General features: G+C 25.5%; 18 protein-coding genes and 1 tRNA gene. 6 read left to right on the top strand and 13 right to left on the bottom strand.

The window, feature by feature from the left end:
• Window positions 1–237: a twin-arginine translocase TatA/TatE family subunit gene (locus BLBBGE_RS00465; RefSeq protein WP_012840641.1), complete on the top strand. Its 237-nt coding sequence runs from the start codon at window positions 1–3 to the stop codon at window positions 235–237.
• Here BLBBGE_RS00465 and BLBBGE_RS00460 read toward each other — a convergent pair.
• From BLBBGE_RS00460 to BLBBGE_RS00450, 3 genes are read right to left on the bottom strand one after another with little or no spacing between them, the layout of a single operon-like run.
• Window positions 234–2,327, bottom strand: a complete 2,094-nt coding sequence (locus BLBBGE_RS00460; RefSeq protein ID WP_012840640.1) for a SurA N-terminal domain-containing protein — start codon at window positions 2,325–2,327, stop codon at window positions 234–236. The genes BLBBGE_RS00465 and BLBBGE_RS00460 overlap by 4 nt on opposite strands.
• A complete protein-coding gene (locus BLBBGE_RS00455) occupies window positions 2,324–3,604 on the bottom strand; it encodes a CNNM domain-containing protein (RefSeq protein WP_012840639.1) in 1,281 nt (426 codons plus the stop codon). The genes BLBBGE_RS00460 and BLBBGE_RS00455 overlap by 4 nt, the downstream gene beginning before the upstream one ends.
• A 33-nt stretch (window positions 3,605–3,637) precedes the next feature.
• Window positions 3,638–4,072, bottom strand: a complete 435-nt coding sequence (locus tag BLBBGE_RS00450; RefSeq protein WP_012840638.1) for a hypothetical protein — start codon at window positions 4,070–4,072, stop codon at window positions 3,638–3,640.
• Between the two features lie 100 nt (window positions 4,073–4,172).
• On the opposite strand from BLBBGE_RS00450, the gene BLBBGE_RS00445 reads away from it, so the two are divergent.
• A tRNA-Phe gene (locus BLBBGE_RS00445) sits at window positions 4,173–4,245 on the top strand.
• Window positions 4,246–4,261: 16 nt separating this feature from the next.
• On the opposite strand, the gene BLBBGE_RS00440 is transcribed toward BLBBGE_RS00445, so the two are convergent.
• The 4 genes from BLBBGE_RS00440 to BLBBGE_RS00425 form a co-directional block, all read right to left on the bottom strand.
• Complete coding sequence (locus BLBBGE_RS00440; protein WP_012840637.1) at window positions 4,262–4,768, bottom strand: OmpH family outer membrane protein; 507 nt, start codon at window positions 4,766–4,768, stop codon at window positions 4,262–4,264.
• Between the two features lie 21 nt (window positions 4,769–4,789).
• A complete protein-coding gene (locus tag BLBBGE_RS00435) occupies window positions 4,790–7,228 on the bottom strand; it encodes a POTRA domain-containing protein (protein WP_226989461.1) in 2,439 nt (812 codons plus the stop codon).
• 57 nt (window positions 7,229–7,285) lie between these two features.
• On the bottom strand, window positions 7,286–8,017 hold the full coding sequence (locus tag BLBBGE_RS00430; protein ID WP_041936734.1) for an isoprenyl transferase: 732 nt from the start codon (window positions 8,015–8,017) through the stop codon (window positions 7,286–7,288).
• A gap of 61 nt (window positions 8,018–8,078) precedes the next feature.
• Window positions 8,079–8,963, bottom strand: coding sequence for an NAD kinase (locus BLBBGE_RS00425; RefSeq protein WP_012840634.1), 885 nt, complete (start codon window positions 8,961–8,963; stop codon window positions 8,079–8,081).
• Window positions 8,964–9,086: 123 nt separating this feature from the next.
• Between BLBBGE_RS00425 and BLBBGE_RS00420 the strand changes: the two genes are divergently transcribed.
• Genes BLBBGE_RS00420 through aroQ form a run of 3 tightly spaced genes read left to right on the top strand, consistent with a single transcriptional unit; the run spans window position 9,087 to window position 11,177 of the window.
• Complete coding sequence (locus BLBBGE_RS00420) at window positions 9,087–10,013, top strand: mevalonate kinase (protein ID WP_012840633.1); 927 nt, start codon at window positions 9,087–9,089, stop codon at window positions 10,011–10,013.
• An 11-nt stretch (window positions 10,014–10,024) separates the two neighbouring features.
• On the top strand, window positions 10,025–10,741 hold the full coding sequence (locus BLBBGE_RS00415; RefSeq protein WP_012840632.1) for a pseudouridine synthase: 717 nt from the start codon (window positions 10,025–10,027) through the stop codon (window positions 10,739–10,741).
• A gap of 1 nt (window position 10,742) precedes the next feature.
• Entirely contained in the window at window positions 10,743–11,177 is a 435-nt protein-coding gene (gene aroQ / locus BLBBGE_RS00410; protein WP_012840631.1) for a type II 3-dehydroquinate dehydratase, read from the top strand.
• Here the strand turns inward: aroQ and yihA are convergent.
• Genes yihA through BLBBGE_RS00385 form a run of 5 tightly spaced genes read right to left on the bottom strand, consistent with a single transcriptional unit; the run spans window position 11,135 to window position 14,828 of the window.
• Entirely contained in the window at window positions 11,135–11,761 is a 627-nt protein-coding gene (gene yihA, locus BLBBGE_RS00405) for a ribosome biogenesis GTP-binding protein YihA/YsxC (protein ID WP_012840630.1), read from the bottom strand. The genes aroQ and yihA overlap by 43 nt on opposite strands.
• Window positions 11,736–12,527 carry an alpha/beta hydrolase gene (locus BLBBGE_RS00400; protein WP_012840629.1) on the bottom strand — a complete coding sequence of 264 codons (792 nt, stop codon included), beginning with the start codon at window positions 12,525–12,527 and terminating at the stop codon, window positions 11,736–11,738. The genes yihA and BLBBGE_RS00400 overlap by 26 nt, the downstream gene beginning before the upstream one ends.
• 21 nt (window positions 12,528–12,548) lie before the next feature.
• Complete coding sequence (locus BLBBGE_RS00395; RefSeq protein ID WP_012840628.1) at window positions 12,549–13,301, bottom strand: ribonuclease III domain-containing protein; 753 nt, start codon at window positions 13,299–13,301, stop codon at window positions 12,549–12,551.
• Window positions 13,291–14,550: a beta-ketoacyl-ACP synthase II gene (fabF, locus tag BLBBGE_RS00390; protein ID WP_012840627.1), complete on the bottom strand. Its 1,260-nt coding sequence runs from the start codon at window positions 14,548–14,550 to the stop codon at window positions 13,291–13,293. The genes BLBBGE_RS00395 and fabF overlap by 11 nt, the downstream gene beginning before the upstream one ends.
• An 11-nt stretch (window positions 14,551–14,561) precedes the next feature.
• Window positions 14,562–14,828, bottom strand: coding sequence for an acyl carrier protein (locus BLBBGE_RS00385; protein ID WP_012840626.1), 267 nt, complete (start codon window positions 14,826–14,828; stop codon window positions 14,562–14,564).
• 96 nt (window positions 14,829–14,924) lie between these two features.
• Between BLBBGE_RS00385 and BLBBGE_RS00380 the strand changes: the two genes are divergently transcribed.
• Complete coding sequence (locus tag BLBBGE_RS00380) at window positions 14,925–16,508, top strand: phosphoenolpyruvate carboxykinase (ATP) (protein ID WP_041936732.1); 1,584 nt, start codon at window positions 14,925–14,927, stop codon at window positions 16,506–16,508.
• Here the strand turns inward: BLBBGE_RS00380 and BLBBGE_RS00375 are convergent.
• On the bottom strand, window positions 16,495–17,079 hold the full coding sequence (locus tag BLBBGE_RS00375) for a riboflavin synthase (protein WP_012840624.1): 585 nt from the start codon (window positions 17,077–17,079) through the stop codon (window positions 16,495–16,497). The genes BLBBGE_RS00380 and BLBBGE_RS00375 overlap by 14 nt on opposite strands.
• Between the last annotated feature and the right edge of the window lie 15 nt (window positions 17,080–17,094).

Genomic DNA, 17,094 nt, shown 5'->3' with positions numbered 1-17,094 from the left:
ATGACAAATTTTTTATTTATTAGTATTGAAGAAAGTTTTTTCATCATTTTTATAGCTCTTCTCGTATTTGGACCCAAAAAAATACCGGATATAGCTCGTGGATTAGGAGAAGGAATACGATATTTAAAGAATGCTAAAGAAAAAATAAAAAATGAAATTCTTACGCAAGAGAATCAAGAAAAACAAACTTCTATTCCTAAAAAAGAAAAAAAACCTCCTTATTCTGTGAAACGTTAAATATCTTTTCTATAATCTTTAATTTTAGATTTTTTGATCAATACATCTCCTAATTTTTCTAAAACATTTTTCCTTAAAAAAGAATTTAAAAATTCTACTTCTGAATAAGAAAGTTTTTTAGATGTATTAAAACGTTTTAATGGTCTTACAAAAAAAAGACCTTTTTTACCTAATATAGGATTAGAAGTTTTGTATAATTTTGAAGAAAAAGCAGATCCTACTACTTTAGGCTCTTTATATTCACCAATCATAGAATTATAAAAATTGATTCTACAAGATTTATTGATTTTCTTAGAAAAATGAACAGCGATGTCTTCTAGATTTTTGTTATAAAATTTATATTTTATTAAATTTTTATGAATTTTTTTATTAATCAATAAAGGGATCAAATTATTTTTTATTTCTTCAATAGGATATCCTTTTTTTTGAATCTTAGATAAAAATACTATAATGTAATCTCTGTTTGAAGTGTAAAAAACTTTAAAATCTCCTTCTTTTCTATTTTTTTCATAAGACCAATTTATGATTTCCTTATCTAATTCAGTATTTAATCCATGAATATTCCATTGATAATTTTTTACTGTTTCTAAAAATACAGTTTCATATTTTTTTATTCTTGCATTATTAATCAATGTATTTAAATTGGAATTTTTATTTTGTTTTATGAATTGAACAGCATTTTTATGAAGCAAATCTTCCGTTTTTTTTGATGGAACAAGTGTTTTGATAATTATAGAGAATTGATACACAGGTTTCAGATCTTTTTGATCTTCTATTCTTAGAATATGGTATCCAAATTTAGTTTCAGTAAAAGCTATTGTTCCTTTTTTATTTTCTGACGAAAAAATATCTAATTTTTTTAGATTATTTTGTTCTTCATATTTCATCCACCCTAAATTTCCTTTATTATTTTTAATAAAATCATCAGATTTTTTCATTACTAAAGCATCGAATTGATAAGGATTTTTTTGAACAGTATTATATATTTTTTTAGCTATATTTTCAGCTTTTTTTTTGGATCTTTGATTAGAAGAACGTACAGCTTCTTTATGAGAAATTAATATATGACTGAATAAAACAGAATTGTGTACCATTTTTTTTCCAGTTAATTTAGCCATGATATAAATATTGTTTTCTTTAACAGGACCAAACATGGATCCTATTCGATTATTTTTCTCTACAAAATCTTGTAAAATGGGAGGAAGATTTTTTTTTAAATAAAAATTAGAATCAAAAGGCCTTTCAGATTGATTAGAGACAATCATAGAATGATGATCAGAGGATTTCAATTCTTGAAACAATTTCCTGATTTTATTATCCATATTTTTTTCATCATCCAAAGACGGATGAGAACGTAAAATAACGAAACTAAGATTTCTTAAATTTTCTGTTTTATAAAAAAACTTATTTTTTTTAATATAATCATAAATTTCATAATTTTTTATTGGGTGATATTTTTTTTCTATCTCTGAATAAGGAATAAAAACATAATCAATGATGGAAAAATAATTTTTATCTCTGGAATTCAACTCCGCTTCTATAAAAGAAGTATTCAATCCATACATTAACATTTCCACATATTTTTTTGCCACAATTTTTTTTAGAATGTTCTTTTTTTCATAATTCCAAATATTTTTTTCTTCCTCTGCCTGAGGAATTGACAATTTTTCTAAATTTTTCAAATACAATTGAAACTTTTTGATATCCATATTTCCTTTTTCATCTTGAAAGTCATATATTTTACTATATATAGATTGTTTTTCAATAGCTTTCCAAAAATCTCTTTTTGTACTTTGTATTCCTAATTTCATTGCTTGTTGAGTTAATACTTTTTCATGAACTAATAATTTCCAAACATCATTTTTCAAAGAAGAATCAGATTCTCCTTCACGAAATCGTTTTAAAAATTGAAAATTATCAAAATATTCTTTGAAAGAAATATTATCTCCATTTACTTTTCCTATTACATTAGAATTTTCAGAAAAAAATTTTAACAAAATATTAGGATCCAATACAAAAAATACTAAAGAAATTCCTATAAACAAGAAAATTAACCATGTATTTTTTCTAATTTTTTCCAAAAAACTCATTTCAAGTCAATATTTTTTTTAAGAAAAACTTCTTCTATTTTATTCTTAGATACTTTTTTGATTTCAATATCAAAATTTTTGTTAATGATAATTTTTTCTCCATATTTAGGAATATTTCCTGTATAAGTAACTATTAATCCTCCTAAAGTTTCATATTTTTCGGATTTTGGAAGATCTAAATCATACTTTGCATTAATAAAATCGATTTCTAAACGTGCAGAAAATAAAAATTCTGAATCATTTAATCTTCTATCCAATAAAATATTTTCATCATGTTCATCTTTTATATCTCCAAGAAATTCTTCTAGAAGATCTTCTATAGTAATCATTCCTGCTGTTCCTCCATATTCATCTAAAATTATAGCTATGCTTCTTTTCTTCTTAATTAAAAGATCCATAATTTCTCTCACAGGAGTAGTAATATAAACTAATTCTACAGGTCTAATTACAGATTCAATATTTTTTGGTTTTTTAAAAAGTTCTAAATAATGAATGTATCCTATAATATTGTCTATATTCTTTTTATAAATCACTATTTTAGATAATCCACTTTCTGTGAAAAGATTGCGAATACTATCTATAGAAGAAAATGTGATATTAGAAGAAATTATTTCTTTTCTAGGAACCATACATTCTCGTGCTTTTTTTTCTGAAAAATCCAAAGCTTTATGAAAAATTTCAATTTCATATTCTACGAATTTTTTTCCTTTTCCTTTAATATTGTTTTCTATATTTTCTGATAAAAAATAAATTAAATCTTCTTTATCAAAAATTTTTTTCTTGTCATTTTCTTTCTCTCCTAAGATTTTTAGAAAAACATTAGAAATCCAAATAACAGAATTCGTAATGGGAGAAAAAATTTTGCATATAATATATACAGGAATTATAAATAAATTCAATAATTCATTTGAATATACACTAAATATTATTTTAGGAATAAATTCTCCAATAATTAAAATTACAGTAGCGGAAAAAACTGTTTCTAAAAAAATAATCCATAAGGAATTATGCAAAAATTCTTTTGGAAAAATAGAAAAAAATAATTTTTCCATATAAATTCCATATATGACTAAAGATATGGTATTTCCAATTAGCATTGTAGTTATAAATTTTTTAGGTTCACTAATGCTTTTAGAAAGAATTTTAGAACGAAACGAGTCTTTTTTCTTGTTCAATTCTATTTGAAATAAACTAGAAGAAATTAAAGCCATTTCCATACCAGAGAAAAAAGCAGATATAAGTATAGCAATAAAAACTATACTAATATGAGAAATCATATCCTATTAAAGGTAAAGTCCCACTAATATTTTTTAATCTAATTTTTTTAAATCATCAGAAGCTTCTATTCCATTTATTGCATGTAATATAGTTCCATTTGAATTATATATCATTGTATACTTTTCATTAAAAATTTTTTTCTGTTTTCTATTCCAGAAAATTTCTTCAGTTTTAACAAAGTATCCATTAGAATTCATAATTTGAATATTTCCCTTAATATGATAAATTATTTTTCCAATCGATTTAACCCAATCGGCTTTAAGATAAGTATATTTATTGGCATCATTCTCATAAATGAATAAACAAAAACCATTTGGAAATAAAGTGTAAGAAGTATATTCTTTTATCAGTGGAGAATACATGAAAATTCTCAATAAACCATCTTCTTTGTAAAAAACACTCGTTTTTATGAAAATTCTTTGAGGAATTTTTTTTTCTTTTTTATTAAAAATTCTTTTTCTTTGCAAGAAGAAAAAAACAAAACTAACAAAAAAAATATGATGATGTAACCTATTGATTTAATTGATTTATTTATTAATTGTACTTTTGTTTATAGTTTATATTTTTGGTATCTTAGCTCAGTTGGTAGAGCAAAGGACTGAAAATCCTTGTGTCCCCGGTTCGATTCCGGGAGATACCACTTTAATTGTAGATTTTTATATTCCTAATTCTTTTTTCACTTCCTCTGTGATATCTTTTCCTTTATTAACCAAAACTCCTTTTCCAGGGCTACAATCATCAACTCTTATAATACTTTTATCTTTTTCTATTACTTTATGAATAGCATTTTCTATTTTTTTATATATAGGATTTAATAATTTATTTTGTTTTTTGGTTAAATCATCAGCTGCTGTTTTTTGATATGCATGAGCTCTTGCTTGTAAAATTTCTAGTTCTTTTTTAAGAATTGGATTTTTATTTTTTTGAAATTTTTCTGCTTTTTTGTGAAATTCTTTTGCTAATTTATCTAGTATATTCTCATGCATTTTACTAATTCTATCTAATTCTTTTTGAGCACTAGAAAACTCTGGCATTTTCTCTATAATCACCATACTATTAAGACAAACTATTCTTTGTTGACATACTTTGGTATGAGAGTAAGAGTATGAATATCCAAACAATAAAAAAAATAATAAAAAATAAAAAATTGTATTTTTTCCCATATGATTTTTATATTTTGTTGATTACAAATCTTTTCCTATAATAAAATGTGTTTTCCATTTTGATTGAGTTCCATCTATAGGATATCCAAAATCTACACCAATAAATCCTATTGGATTCCAAAAAAGACGAACTCCAAATCCGAAAGATTTATTCATTATGAATGGATGAAATTTTTTGTAAGAATCACTCACATTCCCTCCTTCCATAAAAAAAGTAGTCCAAATTTTTAAAGTTGAAAAATTCTTAATTAAATAACGCATTTCCAAAATAAGTTTATTGTAAATCACTCCTCCATGATTTGGAGTAGAAAAAGAATATCCCCTTAACGGAATATGATCTTTCTCTTCCAATTTGGATTCCATAAAATTATTTTGAACTCCACCTATATAAAATTTTTGAAATGGGAACAATTCTTTTGAATGATTATATTGTCCTAAATATCCAAATTCACTTCCTATTTTGAACACCATGTTTTCTATAATTTTTTGATACCAAAAAAAAATTATCTTGAATTTATAATACTCCATCCATTTAATATTATTTTTATCATAATTTTTTAAAATCATGGAATATGGAAGAGTAAACGTGCTATTCAATTGGATTTTGGATCCTTTAAATGGAAATATAGAATCGGGGAAAGTATAAAGCCTTTGTAATGAAATCAAACAACTAAGATTATGAAACTCATGTTTTTGATAAAAATCAGATGAAATTGTTTTGTTGAAAATAAACTTATCGTAATCTACAGATGTTAAAATTGCTGAATAAGGATCTAAAAAAGTTAAAAATTTATTTAAGTTCACAGAACCCCCTACTTTTTTTAATTCTAAAAATTGTTTTTTTTCTATTTTAGAATTTTTATATATTTGAGATAAAAAATAAAAATCTTCCTCATTTTTCATTTTATTGATCGAATAATTTCCTTTCAAAGTTAATGATGTTGGATTTCTTCTTTCTATCCAAGGTTCTGTGAATGAAAAACCATAAGATGTAAAATCTTTTCCTAATTGACTGAATACTACTAATTTTTGTCCATCCCCTTGAGGAATAGGATTCCACAATTTCCATTTAAAAAAGTCTTTTAAAGAAAAATTTCCAAAATTTAATTTAAAATTACCAATAACTTTTTTCAGATCTTTTCCTCCCAATCCTCCATGAACTTGAAATTCATTGGTATTTTTTTCTACAATATGCCATTCTATATCTACAGAATTGTTTTCTTGATTTGTATGAATTTCAGAATAGACTTTATCGAAAAGATTTAAATTTTCCAAATTTAACAAACTGTATCTCATGTTTTTAGGAGAAAAAAGAGTTCCTGGATAAGTTTTTAATTCTCTTCTAATTACATGATCTTTAGTTATTAAATTTCCTGATATCTTTACTTTTTTGATATATACAGGTTGATTTTCTTTTATTTGTATTTCCAAATCAATTTTATCATCTACTACTCTTTTCTCTACCGGTATTATATTAACAAATAAATAACCTAAATCTAAATAAGTATAGAGTATGCTAGTAGGAAAAGAAGCGTCTAAAATATTTCTTTCTATTTCAATTTGATTATAAATATTTCCTTCTTTATGAAAAAAAATTTTTTTTAAAAAATTTGTTTTCAATTTTTTATTTCCTAAAAAATCTACTTTTCCTAAAAAATATCTATTTCCTTCTACTAATTTTATTTTTATTCCATAATTTCCGGATTTTTCTTTCCAAACGGAATCTAAAAATACTTGAATATCAATAAAACCCATAGATTTATATTTATCAGCAATATTTTTGAAATCTTTTCTTATGTTTTCTTGAACAAATAGATAAATAGATTTTTCTATGATTGGAATAAAAAAACTTTTTTTTGTTTTGATCATTAAATGAAGTAATTCCTTATCGTTCAGAAGATGATTTCCTTCAAATAATATTTTTTCTATTTCAATTTTTTTTCCTTTATCAACAGATAGAAATAATATATTTTTATCATTTATTCTGATTATTTCATTTTTTATATTAATTTCATTGTATCCTTTTTGTATATAATACTCTTGAATATCGTTTTTTATAGTTTGAATTAGATCATCAGAAATTTTATCTCCAGATTTTAATTTTTTTATATTGGAAAATTGTTCTTTTCTAATTCCTTTGACTTGAACTTCATGAATTTCTATTAAATCTTCCAATTCAAAAAATAGATCTATTTCATTTTTAGAAATATTTTTTTTATAAATAGATATGTTTTTAAAGAGATTACTTTTCCACAATTTTTTGATAGCAGAATCGATCTTTATTCCATAAGAATCAATAAAATCTCCAGAATAAATACCAGATAAATCGGAAATAAAAGGACTATCATATTTTGTTTTTCCCATTATATGAACTGATTTTACAACAAGATTTGAAATTTCATTTTTAGAAATATTAAAATCCTTTTTTTGAATAAAAGAGTACCCCTGTTGTATTTGCATTATCATTATGAAAAAATAAAAAATTAGAAAAATGTTTTTTTTCATGAATGCAAAAAGTTATTCAACGTTTCCAAAACGACGTTTTCTTTTTTGATAATTGATAATAGCTTCAAAAAAATCTTTTTTTCGAAAGTCTGGCCACAAAATATTTGTGAAATATAGTTCTGCATAAGCAGACTGCCAAAGTAAAAAATTACTAATACGTTGTTCTCCGCTAGTTCTTATGATTAGATCCACATCTGGTAAATCTTTAGTGTATAAATGATTTTTAAAAAAAGAATCGTTAATATCTCTTAATGATAGAAATCCATCGCAAACTTTTTTAGCAATATTTTTTGTAGCTCTTAAAATCTCTTCTCTAGCACTATAACTTAGTGCTAAAATTAAAGTTCCAGATGTATTATGTTCGGTTTTTTTTATGAAAAAAGATAATTCTTTTTGAATCATTTCGGAAAATCTTTCAATTTCTCCTATTGTAATGATTTTCACATTTTTTTCATGAATTTCTTCTAAATGAATTTTTAAATTAGTATGAAATAAACGCATCAAATCATTTATTTCTTTTTTTGGCCTGTTCCAATTTTCAGAAGAAAACACATATAAAGTAACATAAGGAATTCCTAATTCTTTACATCCATTTATAGTATCTCTTACAGATAGCATTGCTTTTTCATGACCAAATGTTCTTAATTTTCCTCTTTTTTCAGCCCAACGTCCATTCCCGTCCATAATAATAGCTACATGATGAGGAATATTATTATAATCTATTTCTTTTAATAAATTTTTCATACAAGGAATCATAAATGGATCTTTAACAAAGATATAAATAAAAAACAAAGATTGTTCACATTCAATTTCTTTGATCCATTCCCCATAAAAGTTTTTCTCGCAATGTTTTATAATAAGTATTTTTTCCTTCTTGAAGAAGATAAATATAAAAAGGAGCTTTTTGGATATACAATTCATTCTCCTTATTCAAAAAAGTCAGTCTAGTATCCATTGATAAAGAATAAGATTTAACACGACTGTGTATTTTTAAATGAATTTTTTGATGATCTGATATAATTAGCGGACGTGAAAACAAATTATGTGGAGATATAGGAGTAAGAACAAAATTATTATTATCAGGACTAATAATAGGGCCTCCACAACTTAAAGAATACCCAGTTGATCCAGTAGGAGTAGAAATAATCAATCCATCGGCCCAATAAGAAGTCAAAAATTCATTATCAATATAAGCATCTATAGTAATCATAGAAACTGTTTCTTTTCGAAGAATAACAATTTCATTGAGTGCAAAATTAAAAAACTTATAATGATTAGTTATTGAAGTTTCCAAACATAATAAACTTCTAGGCATTATATGAAGTTTTCTATTGAAAATTTGATCTATTTTCTGAATAAATACATCTTTATTAAAAGTTGCTAAAAATCCCAGATTGCCTGTATTTACTCCAACTATAGGAATTCCAGAATCTCTAATCAATGTAATAGCAGATAAAATGGTTCCATCTCCTCCAAAAGTAAACATTAAACTGAAATCTTTAGTTAATTCTTTATAATGAGAAAATACAGGAAAATCTAAATTTTTAAATTCTTCAAAAGAGGATAAAATATTAAAAAATGATTTTTCAATATGAATTTCTATTGAGTGACTACATGCATAGCCCATGAACTGATTTAAATATGGTATGTTTTTCTTTCCAAATTTTTGTCCATATACGGCTATTTTCATGTTATTATTTTCTTACAAGAAACTAAAGGAAAATTACGAAATTAATCAAATAAATTTTTAAAAAAAATTAATTCAGTTTTTATTAAATTTGTCTCTTCATAATAAAAAAAGGAAAAAAAGAATATGAAAGAATCTTTATTTCCTGCAAAAGTATTGTTATTTGGTGAATATGGAATTCTAGAAAATTCTAGTGGACTTTCTATTCCTCATGATTTTTATAAAGGAACTTTAAAATTCCATTCTGAATTCAATAAAGATATTTTATGTTCTAACCATGAAATTAAAAAATATTATAATTTTTTATCCATTTTAGAAAAAAAACAAATTTTAACACAACTAGACCTTAAAAAACTAGAGAAAGATATCCAAAGAGGATTATCTTTTCATTCAAATATACCGCAGGGATATGGAATAGGAAGTTCTGGAGCATTAGTTGCCGCTATTTATGATAAATATGCAAAGAATAAATTTAATAAGTGTTTGAAAAACAAAAATATAATAATTTTGAAAAAAATATTCAGTCAAATGGAATCTTTTTTTCATGGAAAAAGCTCTGGAATAGATCCTTTGATTTGTTATCTAAATTTACCGTTATTAATTCGATCAGAAACAGATATTTCCACAATAGGACTCCCAAAGAAAAAAAAAGGAGAGGGAGCTATTTTTTTATTAAATTCTGGGATTCCTAGTAAAACTTCTTCTATGATCAAATTTTTTTTTAGAAAATTAAAACACGATAAATTCAAAAAAATTTTGAAAGAAGAGTTTATAAAATATAATGAAAAATGTATTGAAGCTTTTTTAAAAGAAGATTTTAAAATTTTATTAACAAATGTTAAACAACTTTCAACATGGGTACTTCATCATTTTCGTCCCATGATTCCAAAAAACTTTTGGAAAATATGGGAAGAAGGCATATTCAATAATATACATTATTTAAAATTATGTGGTTCTGGAGGAGGAGGATTTATTTTAGGATTCACACCTAATTATGATCTATCCAGAAAAAAATTGGAAAAATATACGATGGAAGTACTCTTTCGTTTTTAATTCTTAATATTATGCATAATAATAAAATTAGACTGAATCATTACTTATCTAATGCAGGAATTTCTTCCAGAAGAAAAGCCGATCAATTCATTCAATCTGGAGCTATAGAAGTCAATGGAAAACCTGTTCGCAGGTTAGGTACCGTCATTCATACGAATGATCTAGTAACATTTTATGGCGAAAAAATTAAAATTCAAAATAAAATTTATTTATTGCTTAATAAACCTAAAGGATTTATCACTACGACAAAAGATCCATTTAACAGAAAAACAGTAATGAATTTAATTCCAAATCTTTCTAAATACAGAATTTTTCCTGTAGGGAGATTAGATCGTTCAACTACAGGAGTATTACTTCTCACAAACGATGGATCCATAGCTGAAAAATTAACTCACCCAAAATCTCATGTTCAAAAAATATATCATGTATTATTAGATAAAGAAATTAAAAATGAAGATCTAGATCAAATCAGAAAAGGAAAAATATATTTAAAAGAAGGAAAAGTAAAAGTTATTTTTGTAAATAAAGGTCATTCAAAATATCAAATTAAAATAGGATTATATATAGGATGGAATAGAATTATTAAACGAATTTTTAAAAAGTTAAATTATCAAGTTATTCAATTGGATAGAGTGAATTTTGGCGGATTATCCAAGAAAAATATTCAGATAGGAAACTGGTGTTTTTTAAACCAAAAAGAAGTAGAAAATATTCTAATCAAAAAATAATATGAAAAAAATAACCATTATTAATGGTCCTAATTTAAATCTTTTAGGAAAACGAGAGCCAGAATTATACGGAACTAAAAATTTTTTAGATTATCTTAATGAATTAAGAAAAAAAGAACTTTTTTCTAATCTAGAAATTTTTTACTATCAAAATAATAGTGAAGGTAAAATTATAGATTTTTTACATTCTTCAGGATTCCAAGTAGATGGAATTTTATTAAATGCAGGAGCTTACACCCATACTTCTATAGGAATTGCTGATGCAATAAAATCTATACCAGCTCCGGTCATAGAAATTCATATTTCTAATGTTCATTCAAGAGAATCTTTCCGAAAAAAATCATTTCTTTCTCCTGTGTGTCAAGGAACAATTTTTGGATTTGGATTAAAATCTTATGAATTAGGAATTATTAGTTTTTGTTTACAAGATTTATAAAAATCATTTAGTTTTTTAATGTATTGAATGATATTGTTTCTTCCATCTTTTTTTTTTGCGGAAACTTTAAACCAGACGGGCATAGTGAAACCGTTGTTTTCAATTTTTTCTATACAAAAAGAAATATTTTTTTCAATCAATTTGTAATTTAATTTATCTGTTTTTGTAAAAACAATGCAGAAATCCATTTTTTTATTATTTAATTTTTGTATGAAATCTAAATCGATCTGTTGTATAAGAAATCTAGAATCTATCAATAAAAATAAACCAACAAGATTTTTTCTATGAAAAATATAATCTGAAATTAATTTTTGTGCTTTTTCTTTTATTTTCTTTTCTGCAAAAAATCCGTATCCAGGTAAATCTATTAAATACCATTGATTATTGATTAAAAAATGGTTTATATATTGAGTTCTTCCAGGATAAGAAGATACTTTAGCTATTTTTTTTCTTCCAGTAATCCAATTTATTAAACTAGATTTTCCAACATTCGAACGTCCTACAAAAGCGTATTCAGGAAAATTGTGAATGAACACATTGATTGTTTTAGAACTTCCTTTAAATTTTACAGAAAAAATTTTCATGATTAAAATCAAATTTAGAGAGCCATTTTTCTAATATATTTATAAATTTTTTAGGATGTTCCATCATAGGAACATGTCCACATTTATCTATCCAATACAATTCAGAATCAGGAAGTAATCTATGAAATTCTTCGGCAACTTCTGGAGGAGTCACGTGATCTTGTTTTCCCCAAATCAAACAAATAGGTTGTTGAATCACAGATAAATCTTTAGACATATTATATTTCATAGCACTTTTAGCAATATATAAAGTTTTAATTCCCTTTTTTTTATCATTTACAATATGAAATACTTCATCAACCAGTTCTTTCGTAGCTATTTTAGGATCATAAAATACTTCTTGTGATTTCTTTCTAATATATTCATAATTTTCTCTTTTAGGAAAAGCATCTCCAAAAGCTTTTTCAAATAATCCAGAACTACCCGTAAGAACGACAGAATGAACTAAATCTATTCTTTTTTTTGCTATAATTAAAGCAATATGTCCTCCCAGGGAATTTCCTACTAAAGTAGCTTTTTTAATTCCTATTTCTATCAAAAATTGTATAATATATTTAGATAAATTAGAAATGTTGGTAAGAAATAATGGCATATTATAAAGAGGTAATGAAGGAATAATTACTTTATAACCTTTTTTAGGAAAAAAATCCAAAAGGGCTTTGAAATTGCTCAACCCCCCCATTAACCCATGAAGCAAAATTAAAGGATGACCTTTTCCTTTTTTAACATGAGGAAATTTTCTTTCTTTATTATTAATATGAAGCATAAATCATACTATTATGATATGTTAATGTTTAAGTATTTTTTTACATTTCTTTTGAATAAGAAAATAAGCTTCTTTTGCAGCCATTTCTTCCGATTTTTTTTTTGAAGAACCTCTTCCTTTTGTTTGAATTTCAAATCCTAATATGGTTAACTCAGATAAATAAATAATTAGGTTTTTATCTTTATCTTCTTTTTCTCTGAAAGTTTTAAAATTTATTAAAAATTTATTTTTTTGAGACCATTCTATCATCCATACTTTATAACTGAAAATTTCATTTTGTAGTTTTGTAATATTTACATGAGAGTGCAATATCTTTTGATGTACAAAATTTTTACAACCTTGATATCCTATTTCCAAATAAATAAATCCTATTAAAGCTTCAAGTGTATTCCCCAATATATTATCAGATGTAACAGATTTTTCAAGAAAAATATCTGCAATAGTTAATTTTCTAGAAATTTCATTCAAATTTCTTCTACATACTATTTTAGATCGTATTTGAGTTAACTCTCCTTCTTTTTTTTCAGGAAGTTTTTCACATAAAAAATGTGATATAATAGAATTTAACACTGCATCTCCTAAAAATTCTAGTCTTTGGAAATTGACAGAATAATTCGGATTCAAATTTTTTCTTTTTGTAGAAAAACTATAAATGAATACTTCTTTTAAAAATTTTGTATTTTTTGGACAAAATCCTAATATTTTTATTAATTTCCTGACTAGAATAGAATCTTCATTTTTTTCAATATTTTCGAAAGTAGTATTAGAGAACATTTATTTTTTTGAATAAAATACAAACATTGTGTCCTCCAAAACCAAAAGTATTACATATACTAATTTTTACTTCTTTTTTTATAGCTTTATTTGGAGTAAAATTAATTTTTGGATCTATACTTCTATCTATTTGAAATAAATTTATAGTTGGAGGAATTATTCCTTTTGTTAAAGGAAGTATAGAAGCTATTGCTTCTATTGCTCCTGCAGCCCCTAATAAATGTCCTGTCATAGATTTTGTAGAATTAATATCTATATTATATATATTTTTTTTAAAAACTTCTTGAATGGCTTTGACTTCTGCTAGATCTCCCAACTTAGTGGAAGTCCCATGAGAATTAATATGATCAACATCTTCACATCTAACACCAGCATCTTGAATAGCTGTCTTCATAGCTAAAACGATTCCTTTCCCTTCTGGATGAGGAGCCGTAATATGATAAGCATCTCCAGACATTCCCACTCCTCCAATTTCCGCATATATATTCGCTCCTCTTTTTTTAGCATGTTTATATTCTTCAAGGATAAGACATCCAGCGCCCTCCCCTAACACAAAACCATCTCTTTTTTCATCAAAAGGACGTGAAGCCGTTTTATAATCTTCATTTCTAGTAGATAAGGCATGTAGAGCATTAAACCCACCGACTCCACTTTGGGTAATAGCCGCTTCAGATCCACCTGTAATCATAATATCTGCTTTTCCTAAACATATTAAATGATAAGCATCTACAATAGCATTGGAAGAAGAAGCACAAGCAGATACTGTTGCGTAATTTGGCCCATGAAGATCATAACTCATAGAAATGAATCCAGCCGTGATATCTATTAGCATTTTAGGAATAAAAAAAGGACTAAATCTAGGATATCTTCCCCCATTAACATAATCAGCAATAGATTCTTCTAAATTAAGAAGACCTCCAATTCCTGAAGCCCAAATCACTCCAACTCTTTCTCTTTTTTCTTTTAAAAAATTAATTCCACTATTTTTTATGGCTTCTTCAGAAGCAAGAATTCCATATTGTGCACAGGGGTCTATTTTTCGTCTTTCTTTCTTACTGAAAAAAAGATTTGGATCATAATTTTTTAATTCACAAGCAAATTTAGTCTTGTGTTTTTTAGTATTGAAATAAGTAATAGGAGCGCATCCATTTTTTCCATTTATAAGAGAAATCCAATATTCTTCAACATTGTTTCCTATCGGAGTAATAGAACCAATACCAGTTACTACTACTTTCTTTAATTTCTCCATACATAAAAATGCTAATCAGATTTTTTATCAATATTTTTTTTCTCAATTAAAAGATCTTCTATAGCCTGTATGGCTTCGCCTACTGTTGTTATTTTTTCTGCTCTTTCATCAGAAATACTAATATTAAATTCTTTTTCAAATTCCATAATAAGTTCTACTATATCTAAGGAATCTGCTCCTAAATCATTAGTGAAACTAGCAGTAGAAACAATTTCACTTTCATCTACACTTAATTTATCTACAATAAGAGCATTGACTCTGGATGCAATATCAGACATAGGATCATAATTTTTTTTTCTTATACAAAATTAGTAAACTTTTGTAAATCATATATAAATTTGCTGTATGCAGAAATATTATAGCAAGAATATATGATGATGCCTTTTTCTCTAGAAAATTACGGAATATTTAATTCTTACGACAATTATCAGTTAACTCCTTATGAGTTACAAAATATAATTCTTAAAAAAAAAATGGGGATAGAAACTAAATCAGGAGTTTTAGCAATCAACACTGGAACTTTCACTGGAAGGTCTCCTGAAGATAGATTTATTGTCAAAGACTACGTCACGGAAAAAAAAGTATGGTGGGATGAGAAATTCAATCAATCTTTTGATCCAGAAAAATTTGATCATTTATATCAAAAAGTCGTTCGATATTTATCTGGAAAAACATTATACATTAGAGATGGATATCTTTGTTCCGATAAACGTTATCAGTTAAATGTTCGTTCTATTAGTGAGTATCCATGGTCCGATTTATTTATTCATAATCTTTTTTTAAGATTTACAAAAATTGTTCCCACTTTACCGGATTGGTTATTGTTTTGTGCTCCTGGATTTCAAGCCAATTCCACAAGTGATGGAACACGTCAAAAAAATTTTTCTATATTAAATTTTTCTAAAAAAATCGTTTTAATAGGAGGATCAGGATACACAGGAGAAATCAAAAAATCTATCTTTTCTGTCCTAAATTTCATACTTCCTGTATATAACAATGTATTTCCCATGCATTGTGCTGCGAATGTAGGAAAATATAAAAAAGACACAGCTCTTTTTTTTGGTTTATCTGGAACAGGAAAAACAACTATTTCTAATGATCCCAATAGAAATTTGGTGGGGGATGATGAGCATGGATGGACTTGTGACAATATCATTTTTAATTTTGAAGGAGGATGTTATGCAAAAATATTGGGAATTTCTAAAGAAAAAGAACCTATGATTTATCATGCTATAAAAAAAGGAGCTATGTTAGAAAATGTCATTTTTAAAAATGAAACCAAGGAAGTGAATTTTTTAGATGATTCTATTACTCAAAATATGAGAATGAGCTATCCTATTTATTTCGTAAGCAACATTGAAAAAAAATTGTTGTCTTCTAATATAAAAAACATTTTTTTTCTGACATATGATGCTTTCGGAGTTTTACCGCCCATAGCTAAATTAAATAGAGAACAATCCTCTTATTATTTTTTATTAGGATACACATCGAAAGTTGCTGGTACTGAATTAAATATAAAGAAACCACAAACCACATTTTCTTCTTGTTTTGGAGCTCCATTCATGCCTTTGCATCCTGTTCAATACACAAAAATGTTAATGAAAAAATTAGAGAATACTGAAATCAATGTTTGGATGGTTAATACAGGATTAATATCAGGAGGAGATTCATCTGGATATCGCATTCAATTAAATGATACTCGAAAAATTGTTAAAAGTGCTTTAGATGGTTTGTTATCAGAAGTTCCTTACGAAAGGGATCCAATTTTTAACTTTCAAATCCCAAAATATTGTCCAGGAATATCTCCTCATATATTGAACCCAAAAAATTCATGGAAAAATGAAAAAATGTATCAAGATCAAGTAAAAATACTCGCTAAAAAATTCATTAGCCATTTTGATATGTTTAGAGAAGATGCGGATAAAAATATTTTATCTGGAGAACCTATTTTAGATTAGATTTACTGATATATTTTCCCAATATATCAAACTCTACATTCACAACATCACCTACTTTTAGTAGGTGAAGATTTGTTTTATGATAAGTATAAGGAATAATAGAAACACTAAATATATATTGATTGCATGTTACAACAGTAAGACTTATTCCATTGATCGCAATAGATCCTTTTTCAACAACTGTGTGATTTAATTCCTTTTTTAGATCTAAAAAAAATAACCAACTTCCGTTTCTGTTTTCTATTTGAATAATTTGAGCAGTTGTATCGACATGTCCTTGGACTATATGTCCATTTAACCTTTCAAACATCATTAATCCTCTTTCCAAATTGACTTCATCTTTAATTTTTAAAAAATTTAAATTAGTGCGTAGAAAAGTTTCTTCAGAAGCTATGACTGAATAAGTTTTTTCATTAAAATTTATAATAGTAAAACATATTCCGTTATGACAAATGCTTTGATTGATTTTAATTTCATTTGAAAATGGATTCATAAAAATTATGCAAAGATTTTTTTGATCACGATTTAATTGATATACTTTTGTTGTACATTCTACAATACCAGTAAACATATATTTATAATTTTA

This window comes from Blattabacterium sp. (Blattella germanica) str. Bge (assembly GCF_000022605.2).
GTDB lineage: Bacteria > Bacteroidota > Bacteroidia > Flavobacteriales > Blattabacteriaceae > Blattabacterium.
This window is presented reverse-complemented; position numbering and strand designations above follow the sequence as displayed.

Bases quoted from the DNA above. Each gene is read 5' to 3' on its own strand.
- BLBBGE_RS00375 (WP_012840624.1), bottom strand. From the start codon at position 17,079: ATGTTTACTGGTATTGTAGAATGTACAACAAAAGTATATCAATTAAAT.
- BLBBGE_RS00465 (WP_012840641.1), top strand. From the start codon at position 1: ATGACAAATTTTTTATTTATTAGTATTGAAGAAAGTTTTTTCATCATT.
- BLBBGE_RS00455 (WP_012840639.1), bottom strand. From the start codon at position 3,604: ATGATTTCTCATATTAGTATAGTTTTTATTGCTATACTTATATCTGCT.
- BLBBGE_RS00380 (WP_041936732.1), top strand. From the start codon at position 14,925: ATGATGCCTTTTTCTCTAGAAAATTACGGAATATTTAATTCTTACGAC.
- BLBBGE_RS00460 (WP_012840640.1), bottom strand. From the start codon at position 2,327: ATGAGTTTTTTGGAAAAAATTAGAAAAAATACATGGTTAATTTTCTTG.
- BLBBGE_RS00440 (WP_012840637.1), bottom strand. From the start codon at position 4,768: ATGGGAAAAAATACAATTTTTTATTTTTTATTATTTTTTTTATTGTTT.
- aroQ (WP_012840631.1), top strand. From the start codon at position 10,743: ATGAAAAAAATAACCATTATTAATGGTCCTAATTTAAATCTTTTAGGA.
- yihA (WP_012840630.1), bottom strand. From the start codon at position 11,761: ATGAAAATTTTTTCTGTAAAATTTAAAGGAAGTTCTAAAACAATCAAT.
- BLBBGE_RS00415 (WP_012840632.1), top strand. From the start codon at position 10,025: ATGCATAATAATAAAATTAGACTGAATCATTACTTATCTAATGCAGGA.
- BLBBGE_RS00435 (WP_226989461.1), bottom strand. From the start codon at position 7,228: ATGCAAATACAACAGGGGTACTCTTTTATTCAAAAAAAGGATTTTAAT.
- fabF (WP_012840627.1), bottom strand. From the start codon at position 14,550: ATGGAGAAATTAAAGAAAGTAGTAGTAACTGGTATTGGTTCTATTACT.
- BLBBGE_RS00395 (WP_012840628.1), bottom strand. From the start codon at position 13,301: ATGTTCTCTAATACTACTTTCGAAAATATTGAAAAAAATGAAGATTCT.
- BLBBGE_RS00385 (WP_012840626.1), bottom strand. From the start codon at position 14,828: ATGTCTGATATTGCATCCAGAGTCAATGCTCTTATTGTAGATAAATTA.
- BLBBGE_RS00425 (WP_012840634.1), bottom strand. From the start codon at position 8,963: ATGAAAATAGCCGTATATGGACAAAAATTTGGAAAGAAAAACATACCA.
- BLBBGE_RS00420 (WP_012840633.1), top strand. From the start codon at position 9,087: ATGAAAGAATCTTTATTTCCTGCAAAAGTATTGTTATTTGGTGAATAT.
- BLBBGE_RS00430 (WP_041936734.1), bottom strand. From the start codon at position 8,017: ATGAAAAATTTATTAAAAGAAATAGATTATAATAATATTCCTCATCAT.
- BLBBGE_RS00400 (WP_012840629.1), bottom strand. From the start codon at position 12,527: ATGCTTCATATTAATAATAAAGAAAGAAAATTTCCTCATGTTAAAAAA.